Annotated in this window: 17 protein-coding genes; 8 read left to right on the plus strand and 9 right to left on the minus strand. The window is 72.4% G+C overall.

Annotated elements, in window-relative coordinates; genetic code table 11:
• Window positions 1-95 precede the first annotated feature (95 nt).
• The 5 genes from AB0C16_RS23785 to AB0C16_RS23805 all read left to right on the plus strand — a co-directional run bounded on the left by AB0C16_RS23785 (window position 96) and on the right by AB0C16_RS23805 (window position 3,822).
• Entirely contained in the window at window positions 96-248 is a 153-nt protein-coding gene (locus tag AB0C16_RS23785) for a hypothetical protein (protein ID WP_357686089.1), read from the plus strand.
• A 102-nt stretch (window positions 249-350) separates the two neighbouring features.
• Window positions 351-902 carry a flavoprotein gene (locus AB0C16_RS23790; RefSeq protein WP_357686090.1) on the plus strand — a complete coding sequence of 184 codons (552 nt, stop codon included), beginning with the start codon at window positions 351-353 and terminating at the stop codon, window positions 900-902.
• 172 nt (window positions 903-1,074) lie between these two features.
• Window positions 1,075-1,716, plus strand: coding sequence for a biliverdin-producing heme oxygenase (locus tag AB0C16_RS23795; protein ID WP_357686091.1), 642 nt, complete (start codon window positions 1,075-1,077; stop codon window positions 1,714-1,716).
• A gap of 26 nt (window positions 1,717-1,742) precedes the next feature.
• Window positions 1,743-2,342, plus strand: coding sequence for a TetR/AcrR family transcriptional regulator (locus tag AB0C16_RS23800; protein WP_357686092.1), 600 nt, complete (start codon window positions 1,743-1,745; stop codon window positions 2,340-2,342).
• 70 nt (window positions 2,343-2,412) lie between these two features.
• Window positions 2,413-3,822 carry an MFS transporter gene (locus AB0C16_RS23805; RefSeq protein WP_357686093.1) on the plus strand — a complete coding sequence of 470 codons (1,410 nt, stop codon included), beginning with the start codon at window positions 2,413-2,415 and terminating at the stop codon, window positions 3,820-3,822.
• A gap of 126 nt (window positions 3,823-3,948) precedes the next feature.
• On the opposite strand, the gene AB0C16_RS23810 is transcribed toward AB0C16_RS23805, so the two are convergent.
• Window positions 3,949-5,178 (minus strand): cytochrome P450, encoded by a 1,230-nt coding sequence (locus AB0C16_RS23810; RefSeq protein ID WP_357686094.1) that lies wholly within the window; start codon window positions 5,176-5,178, stop codon window positions 3,949-3,951.
• A 66-nt stretch (window positions 5,179-5,244) separates the two neighbouring features.
• Here AB0C16_RS23810 and AB0C16_RS23815 point away from each other — a divergent pair, with 66 nt between their 5' ends.
• Window positions 5,245-6,612 carry an FG-GAP and VCBS repeat-containing protein gene (locus AB0C16_RS23815; protein WP_357686095.1) on the plus strand — a complete coding sequence of 456 codons (1,368 nt, stop codon included), beginning with the start codon at window positions 5,245-5,247 and terminating at the stop codon, window positions 6,610-6,612.
• A gap of 13 nt (window positions 6,613-6,625) precedes the next feature.
• On the opposite strand, the gene AB0C16_RS23820 is transcribed toward AB0C16_RS23815, so the two are convergent.
• From AB0C16_RS23820 to AB0C16_RS23845, 6 genes are read right to left on the minus strand one after another with little or no spacing between them, the layout of a single operon-like run.
• A complete protein-coding gene (locus AB0C16_RS23820; RefSeq protein ID WP_357686096.1) occupies window positions 6,626-8,092 on the minus strand; it encodes a HAMP domain-containing sensor histidine kinase in 1,467 nt (488 codons plus the stop codon).
• Window positions 8,093-8,108: 16 nt separating this feature from the next.
• Window positions 8,109-8,804, minus strand: coding sequence for a response regulator transcription factor (locus tag AB0C16_RS23825; RefSeq protein ID WP_357686097.1), 696 nt, complete (start codon window positions 8,802-8,804; stop codon window positions 8,109-8,111).
• Window positions 8,801-9,319, minus strand: a complete 519-nt coding sequence (locus tag AB0C16_RS23830; protein ID WP_357686098.1) for a hypothetical protein — start codon at window positions 9,317-9,319, stop codon at window positions 8,801-8,803. Before AB0C16_RS23830 ends, AB0C16_RS23825 begins: the two co-directional genes overlap by 4 nt.
• A gap of 22 nt (window positions 9,320-9,341) precedes the next feature.
• The gene (locus AB0C16_RS23835; RefSeq protein ID WP_357686099.1) at window positions 9,342-10,601 is read right to left on the minus strand and encodes an ABC transporter permease; all 1,260 of its coding nucleotides are present in this window, start codon (window positions 10,599-10,601) and stop codon (window positions 9,342-9,344) included.
• Window positions 10,598-11,329 carry an ABC transporter ATP-binding protein gene (locus AB0C16_RS23840; protein WP_357686100.1) on the minus strand — a complete coding sequence of 244 codons (732 nt, stop codon included), beginning with the start codon at window positions 11,327-11,329 and terminating at the stop codon, window positions 10,598-10,600. The genes AB0C16_RS23835 and AB0C16_RS23840 overlap by 4 nt, the downstream gene beginning before the upstream one ends.
• Window positions 11,326-12,408 (minus strand): efflux RND transporter periplasmic adaptor subunit, encoded by a 1,083-nt coding sequence (locus AB0C16_RS23845; RefSeq protein WP_357686101.1) that lies wholly within the window; start codon window positions 12,406-12,408, stop codon window positions 11,326-11,328. Before AB0C16_RS23845 ends, AB0C16_RS23840 begins: the two co-directional genes overlap by 4 nt.
• A 177-nt stretch (window positions 12,409-12,585) precedes the next feature.
• Here AB0C16_RS23845 and AB0C16_RS23850 point away from each other — a divergent pair, with 177 nt between their 5' ends.
• The gene (locus AB0C16_RS23850; RefSeq protein WP_357686102.1) at window positions 12,586-14,385 is read left to right on the plus strand and encodes an efflux RND transporter periplasmic adaptor subunit; all 1,800 of its coding nucleotides are present in this window, start codon (window positions 12,586-12,588) and stop codon (window positions 14,383-14,385) included.
• Window positions 14,386-14,415: 30 nt separating this feature from the next.
• Here AB0C16_RS23850 and AB0C16_RS23855 read toward each other — a convergent pair whose 3' ends face one another.
• Together AB0C16_RS23855 and AB0C16_RS23860 are read right to left on the minus strand one after the other, a co-directional pair.
• Window positions 14,416-15,927: an alkaline phosphatase D family protein gene (locus AB0C16_RS23855; RefSeq protein ID WP_357686103.1), complete on the minus strand. Its 1,512-nt coding sequence runs from the start codon at window positions 15,925-15,927 to the stop codon at window positions 14,416-14,418.
• A 113-nt stretch (window positions 15,928-16,040) separates the two neighbouring features.
• Window positions 16,041-16,859: a hypothetical protein gene (locus AB0C16_RS23860; protein ID WP_357686104.1), complete on the minus strand. Its 819-nt coding sequence runs from the start codon at window positions 16,857-16,859 to the stop codon at window positions 16,041-16,043.
• 157 nt (window positions 16,860-17,016) lie between these two features.
• On the opposite strand from AB0C16_RS23860, the gene AB0C16_RS23865 reads away from it, so the two are divergent.
• Window positions 17,017-17,289 carry a helix-turn-helix transcriptional regulator gene (locus AB0C16_RS23865; RefSeq protein WP_357686105.1) on the plus strand — a complete coding sequence of 91 codons (273 nt, stop codon included), beginning with the start codon at window positions 17,017-17,019 and terminating at the stop codon, window positions 17,287-17,289.
• The last annotated feature ends 9 nt before the right edge of the window (window positions 17,290-17,298 follow it).

The following is a 17,298-nucleotide window of genomic DNA, read 5'->3' on the forward strand; positions in this document are numbered from 1 at the left end:
TGATATTTCCGGCGCCCTGTCCCCCGCCCCCACCCGGGCCGCAAGGCCGAGGTCCGGGCGGTGCGCGATCGGCGGCCAGGCCGTACGGTCGGGTGATGGACCCGGTCGCGCTCTTCCACCAGGTGGCCGGCGAGTTCGCGCACTACGTGCCGGAGCCGCTCCGGATGCCCTTCATCCGGCTGAGGGAGGCCGGCGACCCCGAATACTTCCCACCCGGCGCCAAACACCGCTACACCCGCCGCCCGTGACATCCCTCCAGGCCGGGGCGGAGGGCGGCGATCCGGCGCGACCGGGCCGAGGGCGGCTGGAGGGTCCTCCGCACACACACAAAAGGAGGGAAGAATGCCCTCATGAACGCACCAGGTCGCCCCGTGCTCTACATCGTCGTCTGCGCGACCCCGCGCGCACGCGTCATCGGCGAGCTGGTCGAGCTGGCCGCCGGACGCGGCTGGACTCCGTGCGTGATCGCCACGCCCCAGGCGGTGAGGTTCATCGACAGCGCCGCTCTCGCCGAGCTCACCGGCTATCCCGTGCGCCACGAGTACAAGGATCCCGACGCGCCGGACGTGCTTCCCGACCCCGACGCCATCCTCGTCTGCCCGGCGTCGTTCAACACGATCAACAAGTGGGCGGCCGGCATCAGCGACACCCTGGCGCTCGGCCTGATCACCGAAGCCATCGGCATGGGCCTGCCGCTCGTCGCCGCCCCGGCCGTCAACAGCGCCCAGGCCGCCCACCCGGCCTTCGAGCGCAACGTCGACGAGCTGCGAGCCGCGGGAGTCACCATGCTGTACGGGCCCGGCGTCTGGGAGCCGGCGCCGCCACGGAGCGGCGGCACGCCGTTCCCCTGGGACCTCGCTCTGAACGCCCTCGACGAGGTCCGCGCCGGGCTCGGCACGTAGCCGCCCACGGCGCGGCGCACGACCCGGTCGCCGGCGAGGGTTGGGCGGCCGTCGCGTGCCCGCTGATTGCTGACGAAGAGTTTAATGACATAGTGTCGTCATCGCCTTGACGTCGCCGGAGCAGCTTTGTGACACTGTGTCATGAAACTGCCGAACACGTTGGGGTGAAAGTGTGACGTCGTTCTCCGAAGCCTTGAAGCACGCCACGTGGAGCGACCACGAGACGGCCGAGGGCGAGAGCTACCTCAAAGAGCTGATGGGCGGCCGGCTGACCGCCTCCGAGTATGGCGAGATGGTCGGCCAGCACTACTTCGCCTACGTCGCGCTCGACGGCGTCTCCAGAGCGGTGGCCGGCCACCCGGTGGCCGGGCGGTTCGTGTTCCCCGAGCTCTACCGGGAGCGGGCTCTGGAGCGGGACCTGGCCACGATCTACGGCGTGGGGTGGCGTGACCGGATCACCCCGTCCAAGGCCACCCAGACCCTGGTCGCCAGGATCCACCAGGTGTCCGACTGGCCGGGCGGCTACATCGCCCACCACTACACCCGCTACATGGGCGACCTGTCGGGCGGGCAGTTCATCCGGATGGAGCTGCAGAAGATCTACGGCTACCAGAAGGGCGGCGGCGTCGACTTCTACCTGTTCGACGAGGTCGGCAGCCTGCCCAGGTTCAAGAACGAATACCGCGCGCGACTCGACGCGCTGGAGCTGGACGAGCGGGAGCGGCAGCGGATCATCCGTGAGGTCAAGCTCGCCTACCAGCTCAACACCGAAGTGCTGACCGAGCTCCAGCATGTGCTCGACGCCGTCGCCTGACGACTCGGGCGGCCTACCATGGGCCTATGCCCCGCATCTCCGCCGCCACCATCGGTGAGCATCGTGCCCAGACGCGCGACCGCATCCTGCAGGCGGTCTCGCGCCTGTCGAGGGTGCAGGGGATCGACGCCATCTCGATGACCGACGTGGCCAACGAGGCCGGCATCACCCGGACCGTGCTCTACAACTACTACCCGGACAAGGCGGCGCTGCTGCTGGCCTTCACCGAGCGGGTCACCCACTACTTCATCGAGAGCTACGAGCGGGAGTTGCCCGCCGGCGCCTCTCCCGCCGACCGGCTGCGCGCGTTCGTGCGGCTGCAGCTGGCCGGGCTGGTGGCCCACCCGCACCCGGGCGCGGCCGATCTGAGCGCGGCCCTCGGGCCCGACGCCTACCAGCGGCTGGCCGAGCACGTGGCGCCCATGCACCGCATCCTGGTGGAGATCCTGGAGGGCGGCGTGGAGTCGGGCGACTTCCGGGTCGCCGAGGTCGCGGCCACGGCCCGCATGATCTTCGCGGTGATCGGCGCCGAGCGGCTGCCCCTGATCAACGGCACGATCACCGTCGACAAGGCCGACGAGCTGGTGACGGGCTTCGTCCTCAGGGCACTCGGCGGCGCCTCCTGACCGACCGCTACCGGCAGCGGCGTCAAGGGCGGGCCGGGTTCTTGTCGTGAGGCGGTGACAGGATGGGCCCATGCGCAATGGGCAGGTCGAGCTCAAGTCGGCGCGCGGGCGGTGGATGCTGGCGGCGACCGTGCTCGGTTCGGGCATGGCCATGCTCGACGGCACGGTGGTCAACGTCGCGCTGCCGTTCCTGGGTGAGGAGCTCGGCGGCGGCATGGCGGGGCTGCAGTGGACGATCAACTCCTACACGCTCACGCTCGCCGGGCTGATCCTGCTGGGCGGCTCGCTCGGCGACCGCTACGGCAGGCGCAAGGTGTTCGTGATCGGCACGATCTGGTTCGCCCTGGCCTCCGCGCTCTGCGCGCTGTCGCCGAACATCGAGTTCCTCATCGTCGCCCGCGGGTTGCAGGGGATCGGCGGCGCCCTGCTCACGCCGGGCTCGCTGGCGATCATCCAGGCGTCGTTCGTCCGGGCCGACCGGCCGCGGGCGGTGGGCGCCTGGTCCGGCCTGGGCGGCGTGGCCAGCGCCGTCGGCCCGCTGCTCGGCGGCTGGCTGGTGCAGACGGCGGGCTGGCGCTGGGCGTTCCTGATCAACCTGCCGTTCGCGCTGCTCGTGGTGCTGATCACGCTGCGGCACGTGCCGGAGAGCCGCGACGAGCAGGCCGCGGGCCGCTTCGACGTGCTCGGCTCGGTGCTGGCCGCGCTGGCGCTGGCGGGGATCACGTACGGGCTGATCGAAGGGGACGCGCCGGTGCCGCTGGTCGCCGGCGTGGTGCTGGGGGCGGCGTTCGTGGCGGTCGAGAGGCGCCGTTCGCCCGACGCGCTGGTGCCCGTCGGGATCTTCCGCGACCGGGTCTTCACGGCCGTCAACATCGTCACGTTGATCATGTATGCGGCGATGGGCGTGGTGTTCTTCCTGCTGGTGGTGCAGTTGCAGGTGGTGTCGGGCTTCTCGCCGGTCGCGGCGGGGGCGGCGCTGCTGCCGGCGACCATCCTGATGCTGCTGCTGTCTCCGCGCGCCGGGGAGGTGGCCAAGCGCCACGGGCCGCGCTGGCCGATGACGGCCGGCATCCTGCTGGCGGGGCTCGGTTTCCTGTGGATGAGCACGATCGGGGCCGGCGCCTCGTACGTGCTGCAGGTCATGCCCGCGGTGACCGTGTTCGGCCTGGGCCTGTCGGCCGCGGTGGCGCCGCTGACCGCGACCGTGCTGGCCAGCGCCGACGAGCGTTACGCGGGGACGGCCAGCGGCGTCAACAACGCGGTGGCGCGCACCGGCAGCCTGCTCGCGGTGGCCGCCGTCCCACCGCTGGTCGGGCTGGTGGGCGACGCGTTCAGGCAGCCGCAGGTGTTCGACGCGGGCTTCCGGACCGCGATGCTGATCAGCGCGGTCATGATGGTCGTCGCCGCGTCGATCACGTTCTTCACGATCAGGGCGAACGTTCTCGCCCCGCCGGCGTCCGCGCCTGACCACCCCGGCTGACCACCCCGGCTGACCACCCCGGCTGACCACCGCGCCTGACCACTGCGGCTGAGCCGTATCTGTGCCGCATCCGGCAGGCCCCCGGCGGCGCCGGGCCCGGCGCGGACGTCTCGCGGGAGATCGTCGTCAGAAGGTGAACGCCTGGCTGCGGACGCTGTTGTCGAAGTTGGACAGCAGCAGCTCGGGTTCGCCGACCGCGCGGACGCCGGGCAGCCGGGTGAGCAGCTCGCGGAACATCGTGCGCATCTCCTGCCTGGCCAGGTTGGCGCCGAGGCAGAAGTGCGGGCCGGGGCCGCCGAAGCCGACGTGGGGCTTGGTGTCGCGGGTGATGTCGAAGCGGTCGGCCTCGGGGAAGACGCTCTCGTCGCGGTTGGCCGAGCCGTAGAAGAGGACCACCTTGTCGCCCTTCTTCAGCTCCAGGCCGCGCAGTGAGTAGTCTTCGGTCACCGTGCGGCGAAACTGCATGATGGGCGAGATGTGGCGGACCATCTCCTCGATGGCGTTGTTGATGTGCGCGTCGAAGTCGCTCGTCAGCAGCTCGCGCTGCGCGGGGTTGTCGGTGAGCAGCTTGATCCCGTGGGCCATCGTGTTGCGCGCGGTCTCGTTGCCCGCCACCAGCAGCAGCGCGAAGAACGAGCCGAGCTCCTTGTCGGTCAGCTTCTCGCCGTCGGGGTTGGCGGTGACCAGCAGCGAGATCAGGTCACCCTTGGGGTCGGCGACGCGTTCGTGGCCGAGCTTGATGACCATGCGCTGGAGGGCGAGCAGGGCCAGCATGTTCTGGCCGGCCATCTGCACGCTGCGGGCCAGGCTCGGCCGCACGCCGGTATAGGCGGTGGAGATGTCGACGTGCTGGTGGACCTTGGCCCGCAGCTCGTCCGGGATGTTGAGCATGTCGCAGATGACGTGGATCGGGAGCCTGGCCGCGACCTGGCGCACGAAGTCGCGCGGGCCCTCCTTCACGACGTCGTCGACGATGCGGACGCAGGCGCTCTCGATGTCGCTCTGCAGGCCGGCCAGCATGCGGGGGCTGAACGAGCGGGTGACGATGCGGCGCAGCCTGGCGTGGCGCGGATCGTCCATGTTGACCATCGACTCGCCGAACACCTGCTTGACCCAGCTCGGCGGCTCGGGGTTGGTGACGGCCGGTTCGCTGGAGAACACCTTGGCGTTGCGGCTGGCCTCCACGACGTCGGCGTGGCGTACCAGGGCGTAGAACCCCTTGCCCGATCGCAGGAGCGGCACCTTTTTCTCCGGGAAGAACACCGGATGCTCCAGCTGCCGGAGCCGGGCGAAGGCCTCGTTTCGCTCTTTAGGTGGTTTGCGCCAGAAGTCCAGATCGGCGAGGTCGATGTCCACCCGCCTATCCTGGCACGTTCCCACGGAGTTCAGTCCGGGTTCGGGCGGGGCGGACATACCTGACGTATGAACGCGCTGCTCGCCGCATTCCTCATGCTTCCCCTCGCTTCCGGCACGGCTCACGCCGCCGCTCCACCGTGCTCCGGCTCCCCCTCCGACTTCGACGGCGACGGCCGTCCCGACCTGGCCGTGGCGGCGCCGTACGACAACGAGCGGGCCGGTTCCGTGACCGTCCTGTACGGCGACGGGAAGCAGGCGAAGCTCGTCCAGGAAGGAGCGGAGCCGGGCGACTCGTTCGGCTCGGCGCTGGCCGTGGGCGAGTTCGACGGCGACGGGTGCGCGGACCTGGCCGTCGGCGTCTCGGAGGAGTTCGCGGGTGAGCGGGTGCCGGGCGCCGACGGGGACGGGGGCGTCCAGCTCTTCCACGGTTCGCCCGGGGGGTTGCGGGCGGGCGAGGAGCTGGCGCTGCCCAGGCCGTCGAGCGACCGGTTCGGGGCCGCGCTGGCGGCGGGCGACCTCGACGGCGACGGGCGCGACGAGCTCGCCGTGGGCGCCCCCGGCCGCGGCAGGGGCGGCGCGGTCGTCCTCTACTGGATGAAGGGCCGAAAGCCGCAGGAGATCACACAGCGGTCTCGCTGGGTCGGGCAGGCGGCCGACGTCACCGACCAGTGGGGCGCGGCGCTCGCCACGGGCGACTTCGACGGCGACGGGCGGGCCGAGCTGGCCGTCGGCGCGCCCGCCGACACCGTCACCCACGACGGTCAGGGCTCGGTCACGGTGCTCGACCCGCGCCGCTCACGGGCCTGGCGGGTCACCCAGAGCAGCCCGGGGATCAAGGGGTCGGCGGAGAAGTGGGACGGGTTCGGCGCGGCCCTGGCGACCGGCGACTTCGACGCCGACGGCCGCGACGACCTGGCCGTCGGCATCCCCGGCGAGGGGTTGAGCGCCGGCCAGCGGGCGATGGACTACGGCGACGGCGCGGTGCACGTGCTGTACGGCACGCGGCGCGGGTTGCCCGGCGGCCGGAGCGAGATGTGGACGCAACGGCTGCTCAAGGGTGAGCCGCGTTACCACGACCGGTTCGGCGCGTCGCTGGCCACCGGGGACTTCAACGGCGACGGCGACGACGAGCTGGCGATCGGGGTGCCCGGCGAGAACACGGTCCAGGTGCTCGCCGGGACCCGGGCCGGAGGCCTGACCCGCCACGGCGACCTGCTGGTCAAGGGCAGGGGCTCCGTGCCCGCCGCGCTGCCCGCCGCCACGGGCCGCCACCGGCATCCCGTTCCGTACGGGCTGGTGGTGGCGGCACCGGACGAGGGCGTGGTGTCGTACCTGCCCGGCGTCCGCAGGCCCGGCCCCCATCCGGGGCTGGACCCGGGCCGGGCGCGCGAGCTCGCCACGGGTTCCGGCTTGTACGGCTTCGCGCTCGGCTGAGGGCACGTGCCTCTCACATCGCCCGGACCCGCGGGTCGGCGGCCGGGAGGGTGACGCGGAAGGCGGCGCCCTTGCCCGGCTCGGCCGAGGCGGTGATGACGCCGCCGTGGGCCTCGACCAGTTTGGCCACGATCGACAGGCCCAGCCCGGAGCCGCCGGTGCTGCGCGCGGGGTCGGCCCGGTAGAAGCGCTCGAACACCCGCTCAGCCACCTCCGGCGGGAATCCCGGCCCCTCGTCGGCCACCTCGGCCACCACCCGGCCGTCCAGGACGCCCACCCGCACCTGGAAGGGCGTGCCCGGCGGGGTGTGGGTGAGGACGTTGTTCACCAGGTTGCCCAGCACCTGCCCGAGCCGCGGCTCGTCCCCGGTGACGAGCACCGGCCCCTCTCCCCCGTCCAGCCTGACCAGCTCGATCACCCGGTCGGGCACGAGCGTCTGGGCGTCGATCACGGTGGTGGCGGCCAGGCTGAGCAGGTCGACGGGCCGCGTCTCCAGCGCGCGGCGCTGGTCGAGCCTGGCCAGCAACAGCATGTCCTCCACCAGCAGGCCCATCCGCGCGGCCTGCCCCTCGATCCGGCTCAGCAGCCTGACGGCCTCCTCCAGGTCTTTCTCCTCGCCCAGCCGGTAGAGCTCGGCGAACCCCCTGATCGAGGTGAGCGGTGTGCGCAGCTCGTGCGAGGCGTCGGCCATGAACCTGCGCATCAGCTCCTCCGAGCGCCGCGCGGCCGTGGCGGACTGGCGGGCCGCCTCGGCGGCGGCCTCCCGCTCGTGCACGGCCACCTCGATGCGCCCGAGCATGCCGTTGAGCGCCCGGCCGAGCTTGCCGACCTCGGTGGTGCCCGCCCAGAGCGGCACGCGGCGTGACAAATCGCCTCCGGCGATGTCGCGGGCGGTCCGGGCGATCTCGCCGAGCGGGCGCAGGCTCCGGCGTACCAACCAGTGGCAGGCGCAGCCGAGCACGACCAGCGTGGCGCCGCCGCCGCCCGCCACGATCAGCAGGAGCTGGGAGACCGTGGCGTCCACGTCGCCCAGGTTGATCGCGACGACCCTGCCGAAGTCCCCCCGGACCGGCATCGCGACGACCCGCCAGGAGGGGCCGTCGGCGGAGACCGACTCGACGGTGAAGGGGCGGCCGGCGCGGCGGGAGACCTCGGCCGCGGTGAGCCGGGGCAGGTTGGGGATGTCGGTGGAGGTGGACTCGGCGAAGGTCCGCACCACCGTGCCGCGGGAGTCGACCAGCACCTGGTGGAACAGCCCGAAGAAGCGCTGCGGCCGGGCCCCGGGCGCCGGCTCGGGAGGCGGCGCCCCGCGCCAGGGCATGCTGGCGGCGCGCAGCTGCTCGTCCACCCGCTCGACGAGATAGCCGCGCAGCAGCCGGACGGCGAACAACCCGGTCAGCGTGATGGCCAGGGTGACCAGCAGTAGCGTGACCGACACCAGGCGCAGCCAGAGCGGGGTGCGCGCGAGCCGGCGCCTCATTCCGGTCTCATCGCTCTCATTCCGGCGGCGGGCGCAGGATGTAACCGACCCCGCGCAGCGTGTGCAGGTATTTACGCTCGCCGGTGTCGAGCTTGCGGCGCAGGTAGGAGACGTACGACTCGACCAGGCCGACGTCGGTGCGCCAGTCGCCGTTCCAGACGTGGTCGAGGATCTGCGTCTTGGACAGCACCCGGCCCGCGTTGATCACGAAGTACCGCAGGAGCCGGTACTCGGTGGGCGACAGCCGGACCGGCACGCCGCCCCGCCACACCTCGTGCGTCTCCTCGTCCAGCTCCAGGTCGGCGACCTGCAGCCGGTTGGGCAGGGGCACGCCCCGCCTGGTGCGCCGCAGCACCGCCCTGATCCGGGCGATGACCTCCTCCAGGCTGAACGGCTTGGTGACGTAGTCCTCGCCGAGTCCCAGCCCGGCGATCCGGTCCTCCGGCGTGTCCTTGGCCGTGACGAACAACACCGGGACCCGGCGGCCACGCGAGCGCAGCCTGGTCGCGACCGTCAGCCCGTCGAGGTCGGGCAGCAGCACGTCGAGCATCACCAGGTCGGGGCAGCTCTCCTCGGCCACCCGCAGCGCCTCCCTGCCGTCGGCGGCGGTCAGCACCTCGAACCCGGCCATCCGCAGGCTCGCCGAGAACAGCTCCCTGATGTTGGGCTCGTCGTCGACGACCAGCAGCCGGGCCTCGGGCTCGGCCGTCATCTCCCGCCGCCTCCCTGACTGATCGAGACGGCCGACACCGAACCGTCCTGGCCTCGTTCGCCCCGCACGACGACCGTGGTGCCGGCCTTGAGGTCGGTCACCTTGCCCGGCTTGGCGATCTGGACGGTGGTCTCGCCGGTCGTGGTGACGGTGACCGTGGAGCCGTCCATGGCCTTCAGGTATACCTTGCCGTCCTCGACCTTCTCGACGGTGCCCATGGTCCCGCCCATGGTCCCGCCGCCCATCTGCCGGCCACCGCCGGGCTGCTGTTCCCCGGGCCGGCCGCCGCCGCGCTGCTGGCCGTACCCCTGGGGGAGCTGGCCCGGGCGCTGGGCGGCGACGGACGCGTCCGGCCCGCCCAGCGACTTCTGCGCCTGGATGCCGATCACCACGCCGGCCACCAGCACGACGCCGGCGGCCAGCGCGAGCGTCAGCTTGGACGGTGGGCGCCTCGGCCGGACGGCCGGCTCGGCCTTCAGGTCGTCGCGGAACGGCGAGTCGTCGAGCTCGGCCATGGTCTCTGTCTCCTTTGACGCTTCACTCGTGGCGCAGGGCCTGGATGGGCCGCAGCTTGGCGGCCCGGTTCGCGGGATAGCCGCCGAAGAACAGCCCGATGGCGACCGAGACGCCGAGCGCCAGCGCGACGGACGACGGCACGAGCACCGGCTGGATGCCGGCGATGGCGAACCTCGTCCCCACGAACGCCACGAGCACCCCGGACAGTCCGCCGACGAGGCTCAGCAGCGTGGCCTCCAGCAGGAACTGGCCCAGGATGGCGCTCCTGGGCGCGCCGATGGCCTTGCGGATGCCGATCTCCCGGGTCCGCTCGGTGACGGTCACCAGCATGATGTTGGTGATGCCGATGCCGCCGACGAGCAGCGAGATCGCCGCGACGGCGGCGAGCAGCACGGTGAACGTGCCGGTCGCCTGGCTGACGGTCTCCTGCAGGGTGGCCTGGTTGAGGATCCGGTAGTCGGCCGCCGAGCTCCCCGTAATGCCGTGCCGCTGGTTGAGGATGGCCGTGACCTCGGACTGCGCCGGCGCCGTGGCCGACGCGCCGTCGGCCTGGACGACGATCGAGCTGAGCGACCCGAACCCGGTCAGGCTCTGCTGGACGGCGGGCAGCGGCGCGATGGCGACGTCGTCGGCGTCCTGCATGCCGCTCGACCCGCTCTCCTTCAGCACGCCGACGACCGTGAACGGCACGCCGGACAGGCTGACCTGCCGGCCGATCGGATCGGTGGCGCCGAACAGCTCCTCGACCACGGTCTGCCCGAGCACCACGACCTTGCGGGCGGACAGCACGTCGTCGTTGAAGAAGTAGGTGCCCTTGGCCACCGGCTTGTTCGTGGCCTCGAAGTAGCTGGGGTAGGTGCCGACGAGCTGGGAGATCGAATGGCCGGCCGCCTCGTGGGTGGCGGTGGCGGAGCCGGCGGTCACGACCGGCGAGACCGACTTGACCGACGGGGCCACGCTCTTGTCGGTGAGGGCCTCGGCGTCCGCCAGGGTGAGCTGCCTGGCCTGGGTGCGCGGGCCGGTGTTCTGGCCGCCCCCGCCCGGGCCGCCGCCCAGGCCGCCGCGCCCGCCGCCGCCCGAGAAGGACGGCGAGATCGTCAGGGTGTTGGCGCCGAGCTGCTGGATGTTCTGCTGGATGCTCCGCGAGGAGCCCTCGCCGACGGCGACGAGCATGATGACCGCGCCGACGCCGATCAGGATGCCGAGCGTGGTCAGCGCGCTGCGCAGCTTGTTGGCCAGCAGCCCGCGCAGCGCGAAGCGCAGGATCTCGAGCTGGTTCACCTGGCCGCCTCCGCCAGCCGCGGCGGCGGCCCGTCGACCGGAGCCTGGCGGCGGTCCTCCACGATGTCGCCGTCCACCAACCGGATGACCCGCTTGGCGTGCGCGGCCACGTCGACCTCGTGGGTGATGAGCACGATCGTCCGTCCGGACTGGCTGAGCCGGTCCAGGATGGCGAGCACGTCGCCGGTGGACGCGGTGTCGAGGTTGCCGGTGGGCTCGTCGGCCAGCAGCAGGGCCGGCGCGGTGACCAGGGCCCTGGCCACGGCGACGCGCTGCTGCTGGCCGCCGGAGAGCTGGTTGGGCTCGTGCTGGACCCGGTCGGCCAAGCCGACCTGGTCCAGCGCGGCCAGTGCCCGGGAGCGCCGCTCGGACAGGCCGACACCGCCGTAGACGAGTGGCAGCTCCACGTTGGCCAGCGCGCTCATCCTCGGGATGAGATTGAACGACTGGAAGACGAAGCCGACCCTGCGGTTGCGCAGCACGGCCAGCTGGTGCTCGTCGAGCAGGCCCACGTCGGCGCCGTCGATCTGGTAGCTGCCGGAGGTGGGCACGTCCAGGCAGCCGAGGATGTTCATGAGGGTGGACTTGCCGGAGCCGGAGGCGCCCATGATGGCGACGAAGTCGCCGCGTTCGACGTCCAGGTCGACCCCGCGCAGGGCCCGTACCTTGGCGTCGCCCTCGCCGTACTCCTTGACCAGGTCCCGCACGCGCAGGACGGGGGCGGTCATCGCCCGCCTCCCGGCAGGCCGCCTCCGCCGGGGAAGCCGCCGCCGAAGCCGCGTTGCTGTCCCTGGCCGTTGCCCGTGGTCGTGGTGGTGACCGGCGGGACGATCTGGTCGCCTTCCGACACTCCGGACTTGATCTCGGTCAGCGCGGCGCCCTGCACGCCCACCTCCACCTCGGTGCTGACCTGCGTGCCGTCCTTGAGCAGGGTGACGGTGTGCCGGCCACCTGCGGTGGAGACGGCGGTGGTGGGCACGGTGACGACGTTCTCCGCCTTGCCGACCTCGACCTCGACGGTGGTGGTCTGGCCCAGCCGCACCTGCTTCGGGACGCTGCCGAAGGCGATGGTCACGGGGTACTGGACGACGTTGTTGCTGGTGGTGGCGACCGGGTCGATCTGGGTGATCTTGCCGGTGGCGGTGACGCCGGGCAGCGCGTCGAAGGTGACGGTGGCCGCCTGGCCGGCCTTCAGCTTGCCGACGTCCGACTCGGTGAACGTGCCGACGAGCTGGAGCCTGCCGGTGTCGGCCAGCTCGACGAAGCCCGACTGGCTCTGGCCGGACTGGCTCTGGCCGGACTGGCTCTGACCCGACTGGCTCTGGCCCGTGGAGGCGCCGCCGGCGCCGCCGTTCACGGCCGTGACCGTGCCGGCGAACGGCGCCCTGATCACGGCGCCCGCGACCGTGCGCTGCGCCTCCCGGTAGGCGTTGCGCGCCTTGACGTAGGCGGCGTACAGCTGGGCCGTCGAGGTGCCGTCGTCCGCGGCGCTCGCGTACGTGGCCCGTGCGGCCGACAGGTTCTCCTGCGCGGCCGTGTCGTCCAGCCTGGCCAGGATGTCGCCTACGCGGACCTTGTCGCCGGCCTTCACGTAGACCCGCTCGACCGTGCCGCTCGTGGCGAAGGCGAGCGATCTGGTCTTCGCGCTCCCGACCGCTCCCGAGGCGGACACGGTGGCCGTCACGGTGCCCCGCCCGGCGGTCACCGTCCGGGTGGCCGTCTGGCCCGCCGCCTGTTCCGTGCCGAGCTGGGCATAGGCGAACGCGGCACCACCCAGCAGGAGCACGGCAAGGGCTCCGTTGGTCATCAGCGCTCTGCGCCTTGTCGACACCTTCACAGCCGGTGACCCTTGCACACCAGCCTGCGCCCGAGCAGGGAGCCAGCTGAAGGTTCGCTGACAAGGCCGCCACCCGTCCGGCGTCCACAGGTAACTCTGAGCCGCCTCGCAGCCGGGCGTGAACCTGCCAGGCCATGATGGGCCACCATGAGACCGACATTCCCGCCGAAGGCGCTCACGCTGGGCGGGCTGGCGCTGGCCGTCATCGTGGCCGGGTCCGGCCTGGCCATCACTTCGCGTGACGACGCCACCCCGGCTGTCCAGGTACGGCTGGCGGCCGCCCAGCGCGGCGAGGTCACCGCCTCGGTGACGGCCGCGGGCAACACCGTCGACGGATCGCGGCGGGACCTGGCCTTCGGCTCCTCGGGAACGGTCAGCAGGGTCTACGTGAAGGCCGGGGCCAAGGTGAAGAAGGGCCAGGTGCTGGCCCGGATCGACGGCCGCGCGGCCCGCGAGTCGTACGCCGCCGCCGCGGCCGACCTCGCGGCGGCCGAGGAGGCCCTCACCACGGCCTCCACCACGGCCTCCGCCACCTGCCCCCCCACCGGCGCGGCGACGGCCGATACGCAGGCCGGCGCGACCGGCACATCAGCCAACGGCGCCGGCCGAACGCCGAGCACGCCCCCCACGCCGGCCGGCGGCACCGGCACGCCGAGCGCCGGGACCGGCAACACTGGCGGGATCGGTGGGACTTCGGATGCCCCGGTCGGTGCGGCCGTCGACCGCGCGATTGGCACGCCAAGCGCGGCGATCGGCGCGTCGGGGAGCCGTGTGGTCGGCGCGGTCTCGGCCGGCGCCACCGGCGTGATCGCGGACGGCCCGGCCGGTCGCGCGGGCGGGACGCCTTCCGGGAGCGCCACTCCGAGCGCCACCCGCGGCGCCGGCCCCAGTGCGACCCCGGCGCCGAGCGGGACCCCGACTCCCGAGCCGACCGGGCACGAGCCCCGGCCCACGGTGACCGTGACCGTGACGGCCACCGTCACCGCCACCGCCACGGTCACCGCCACCGCCACCGCCACCGCCACCGCCACCGCGACGCCGGGAGACGGCGGTGGCGGCAGGCCGGCCGAGAGCGGCAGCCCCACCGGCTCCGCGAACCCCACCGGCTCCGCGAACCCGACGGGCTCGGCGAACCCGACGGGCTCCGCCAAGCCCACCGGCTCACCGAAGCCGACGGGTTCGGGCAGGCCCTCGGGTGGGCCCAGTGGGAAGCCGACGGCCGGAGGGCAGCGCTCGCCGGGGGCGACCACGGGGCCGCGCGCCTCCCAGGGGTGCGGCGACGCGGCCAGGGGCGGGCTGAGCGAGGAGCAGGCTTCGGCGAACGTCGACAGGGCGCAGGCGGCGCTCGAGGAGGCCGCCGACGTGGTGCGGGGCACCCGGATCGTGGCTCCCGCGCCGGGCACCGTGCTGTCGGTGGCGGGTAGGGCAGGTGAGCCGGCGGGCACCGGCACCTTCATCAGCCTCGGCGACCTGAACGAACTGCAGGTCCAGGCGATGGTCACCGAGTCCGACGTGAACAGGCTCAAGCTCGGCCAGCGGGCGAGGATCACACTGGCCACCCGGCCCGGCGAGGAGCACACCGGCCGGATCATCCATATCTCACCCACCGCGACCGTGTCCGACCAGCTCGTCCGCTATTCCGTCACGCTCGCCTTCGACGAGCCGCCCACCGGGCTGATGCTGGGCCAGACGGCCTCCGTGACGGTCACCACCGAGACGGCGAAGGACACGGTGTACGTGCCGGTCGAGGCCGTGCGCAGCCGCGCGGACGGCACGACCGTGGTCACCGTACGTTCCGGCGGCCGCGACTCGGCGCGGGCGGTGAGCACCGGGGTCCGCGGCGACCGGTACGTGGAGGTCACCTCCGGCCTGACCGAGAGCGACCAGGTCGTGCTGAAGGACGGATCGGCCGGCGAGTTCCCGGACGGCGGCTGGCCGGGACGTTGAGCGAATCCTCAGCCGTCTCCCAGCGAACGGTCAGGTCCGGGGCTCCGGAGTGGCCGGGATCGTGAGGCGGTGCGCGGTCCTGGCGCGGGCGCCCCTGCGGGAGACGTACTCGAGGGTGCGGAAGGCAACCGACAGGTCGTCGTGGGTGAGCTTCGCGGTGATGTAGCCGCGGCGCTGGTCGATGTAGGAGATGTGCCGGTTCTCCGACAGCGCCTCGGCGATCCGGCGGTGGTCGCGGTAGCCGTCGCCGTCGCTGGCGATCGACGAGGTCACGAGCTCCTTGGCGATCACGGGCGAGCCGGGGTCGTCGAAGTCCGCCTTGAGGTCGGACAGGTGGTGCATGTGGGCGTCGCCGGTGAGCACGACCGGATTGGCGGTGGCCGCCAGCGAGCCGAGCAGCCGGGTGCGCTCGGCGGCGTAGCCGTCCCAGGAGTCCATGTTCACCTCGCGGCCCGGGCCGGCTTTGAAGTCGCGGTGGGCCATCATGATCTGCTGGCCGAGCAGGTTCCATCGGGTGGTGGAGCCGCGCAGTCCCTCTTCCAGCCAGCGCCACTGAGCGGCGCCGAGCAGGGTCCGCCCGGTGTCCAGCCGCTCGTCGCAGCCCGCCCGCACGCCGTCCCGGCAGGCCTGGTCGTCGCGGAACTGGCGGGTGTCGAGCAGGTGGAAGCGGGCGAGCGACCCCCAGGAGACGCGCCGGTTCACGCGCAGCGCCGCTCCCCGGACGCTGGCCCGGCGTAGCGGCATGTTCTCGTAGTACGCGCGGAAGGCGTCGGCGCGGCGCCGGTCGAATGCCGGGGCGCCGGTGCTGGAGACGGGACCTGCCCAGTTGTTCTCCACCTCGTGGTCGTCGAAGGCCACCAGCCACGGCGCGGTCGCGTGCGCCAGCTGGAGGTCGGGGTCGCTCTTGTACTGGGCGTGTCGCAGCCGGTAGTCGGCCAGCGTCACGCACTTGCCGGGCGTGTGGGTGCGCACCTGACCGGCGAGCGCGGTGTAGCCGCGGGGGCCGTACTCGTACATGTAATCGCCGAGGAACACCACCAGCTCGGGCTCCTCCTCGGCCAGGCGCCGGTAGGCCGTGTAGTAGCCGTGCTCGTAGTGGGCGCAGGCGGCCACGGCGAACGACAGCGGCCGCGCCCCCACGGGCGTGGTCCTGGTGCGGCCGGCTGGCGAGACCCGGCCCTGGCTCCTGAACCGGTAGAAGTAGTCGCGGCCCGGGTCCAGGCCCCGGACCTCGACGTGCACGCTGTGCGCCGCCGCCGGCCGGGCCGTGGCCGTACCGGATCTGACGATCTTCGTGAAGCGCTCGTCCGCGGCGATCTGCCAGTCGACGGGCACGTCATGGGAGGGCATGCCGCCGCGCCCGTCGCCACCGAGCGGGTCGAGGGCGAGGCGGGTCCAGAGCACGAACCCGTCGGTGGAGGGGTCGCCGGAGGCGACGCCGAGCGTGAACGGGTCGCTGTTCAGTGCCCTGGATGTCCGGGAGTAGCCGGCCGGGGCGAGGAGGCTCACGGTCGCCGTCGCGAGGAAGGATCTGCGGTCCACGCTTCAGGTATGCCGGCCTCCGCTGACCCGGTCATGACGCCGGAGTCAAGGGCGGATGAACAGCGTCGGTCGGCCTCCTCCCGCGGCCCGCCGAGAAGTCTCCGCCGTCCAGCTCATGCCAGGAAGGGTCGCAAATGCGGGGGGACGGCCGGGCAGGCCAGGTACTTCTCCACGGTGTGGAAGTCGATCCAGTCCAGGTTGACCAGTTCGGTGAGGTCGACGCCGGTGAAGCTGTCGCACAGGTCGGGCGGGATGGCCGCGATGTCGTCCTTGTCGGCGATGTTCACCCAGCGTTTGACGCCGGCGGGGCGTCCGCCGCGGCCGTTGACGGGGGCGGGCAGCAGCCGTTCGAAGACGACGTTGCGCATGCCCAGCGGGCTGCCGAGGGTCAGCAGCAGGTCGATCCGCAGGTCGGGGTTGGCCCAGAGCGCCTCGTAGGCGACGACGCTGCCGAGGGAATGAGCGATCACCACCTTAGGCTGATTTTTCCGGATAACGGCTGCGACGGTCTGGCGGGATCTCTCGCGCTTGACCGGGTCGGTGAGGTAGGCCGCCACCTCCGGCGCGAACAGCGTGGCGAACGCCACCGACCTGCTGTCGAGCCTGGTCAGCAGCCACCCCGCGAACGATTTGAGCGCCCCGGTGACGTGCTCGCCCACGCCCAGCTGCCTGGCCCAGTCGACGAGGACCTGGTGGGCCGGGGCGTCCATGGCCGCGAGCGCCCGCGGGCCCTCCGGCGGCCTGCCGTCGTGCAGGTGGTGGGCGAAGTAGGCGACCTCGCTGATGTACGCCCGGCGCTCTCCCCCGAGCGCCACTCCCAGGTAGCGATCCCACTTGAGGCGCATCGCCTCCGCCGCCCCGGCCACCGAGTTGCCGGCGTCGAGGTAGTACTTGTACTTGCCGATCCCGTGCACGCCGACGATCGCCGCCACAGCGCCTCCCACTCGCCCCGTATTGTCCAGGCGATATTGGCATACGCCGCCCGCGTCCGGCCGTCAACCGCCCGACCTGACTTTAGGCTTGCCTAAACGTTTAGGTAGAGCTAAAGTGAAGGCATCTGAGCAACCGAGGCGTTGAGAGCGAGCCGAGATGGCCTTCCGCCGGAGCACGCAGGACGAGGGGGCGGGTCCGGGCGGCCTCGCCCAGGACGTCGTCGACGAGATCACGTGGTATATGCGCGAGCACAAGATCTCCCGCGCCGACCTGGCCGCGTCGATGGGCGTCTCGCCCGGCCGCGTGAGCCAGATCCTGTCCGGCGACGAGAACCTCACGCTGCGCACGCTCGGCTCCGTGGTCGCCGCGCTGGGCGCCCGGCTCGATCTCACGCTGGGCGACGCGGAGGGCTCCGCCGACCTCGGCTGAGGCCACCGG

This window comes from Nonomuraea sp. NPDC048916 (assembly GCF_040649575.1).
Lineage (GTDB): Bacteria > Actinomycetota > Actinomycetes > Streptosporangiales > Streptosporangiaceae > Nonomuraea.

Bases quoted from the DNA above. Each gene is read 5' to 3' on its own strand.
- AB0C16_RS23785 (WP_357686089.1), top strand. From the start codon at position 96: ATGGACCCGGTCGCGCTCTTCCACCAGGTGGCCGGCGAGTTCGCGCAC.
- AB0C16_RS23790 (WP_357686090.1), top strand. From the start codon at position 351: ATGAACGCACCAGGTCGCCCCGTGCTCTACATCGTCGTCTGCGCGACC.
- AB0C16_RS23800 (WP_357686092.1), top strand. From the start codon at position 1,743: ATGCCCCGCATCTCCGCCGCCACCATCGGTGAGCATCGTGCCCAGACG.
- AB0C16_RS23805 (WP_357686093.1), top strand. From the start codon at position 2,413: ATGCGCAATGGGCAGGTCGAGCTCAAGTCGGCGCGCGGGCGGTGGATG.
- AB0C16_RS23815 (WP_357686095.1), top strand. From the start codon at position 5,245: ATGAACGCGCTGCTCGCCGCATTCCTCATGCTTCCCCTCGCTTCCGGC.
- AB0C16_RS23820 (WP_357686096.1), bottom strand. From the start codon at position 8,092: ATGAGGCGCCGGCTCGCGCGCACCCCGCTCTGGCTGCGCCTGGTGTCG.
- AB0C16_RS23825 (WP_357686097.1), bottom strand. From the start codon at position 8,804: ATGACGGCCGAGCCCGAGGCCCGGCTGCTGGTCGTCGACGACGAGCCC.
- AB0C16_RS23830 (WP_357686098.1), bottom strand. From the start codon at position 9,319: ATGGCCGAGCTCGACGACTCGCCGTTCCGCGACGACCTGAAGGCCGAG.
- AB0C16_RS23840 (WP_357686100.1), bottom strand. From the start codon at position 11,329: ATGACCGCCCCCGTCCTGCGCGTGCGGGACCTGGTCAAGGAGTACGGC.
- AB0C16_RS23845 (WP_357686101.1), bottom strand. From the start codon at position 12,408: ATGACCAACGGAGCCCTTGCCGTGCTCCTGCTGGGTGGTGCCGCGTTC.
- AB0C16_RS23850 (WP_357686102.1), top strand. From the start codon at position 12,586: ATGAGACCGACATTCCCGCCGAAGGCGCTCACGCTGGGCGGGCTGGCG.
- AB0C16_RS23865 (WP_357686105.1), top strand. From the start codon at position 17,017: ATGGCCTTCCGCCGGAGCACGCAGGACGAGGGGGCGGGTCCGGGCGGC.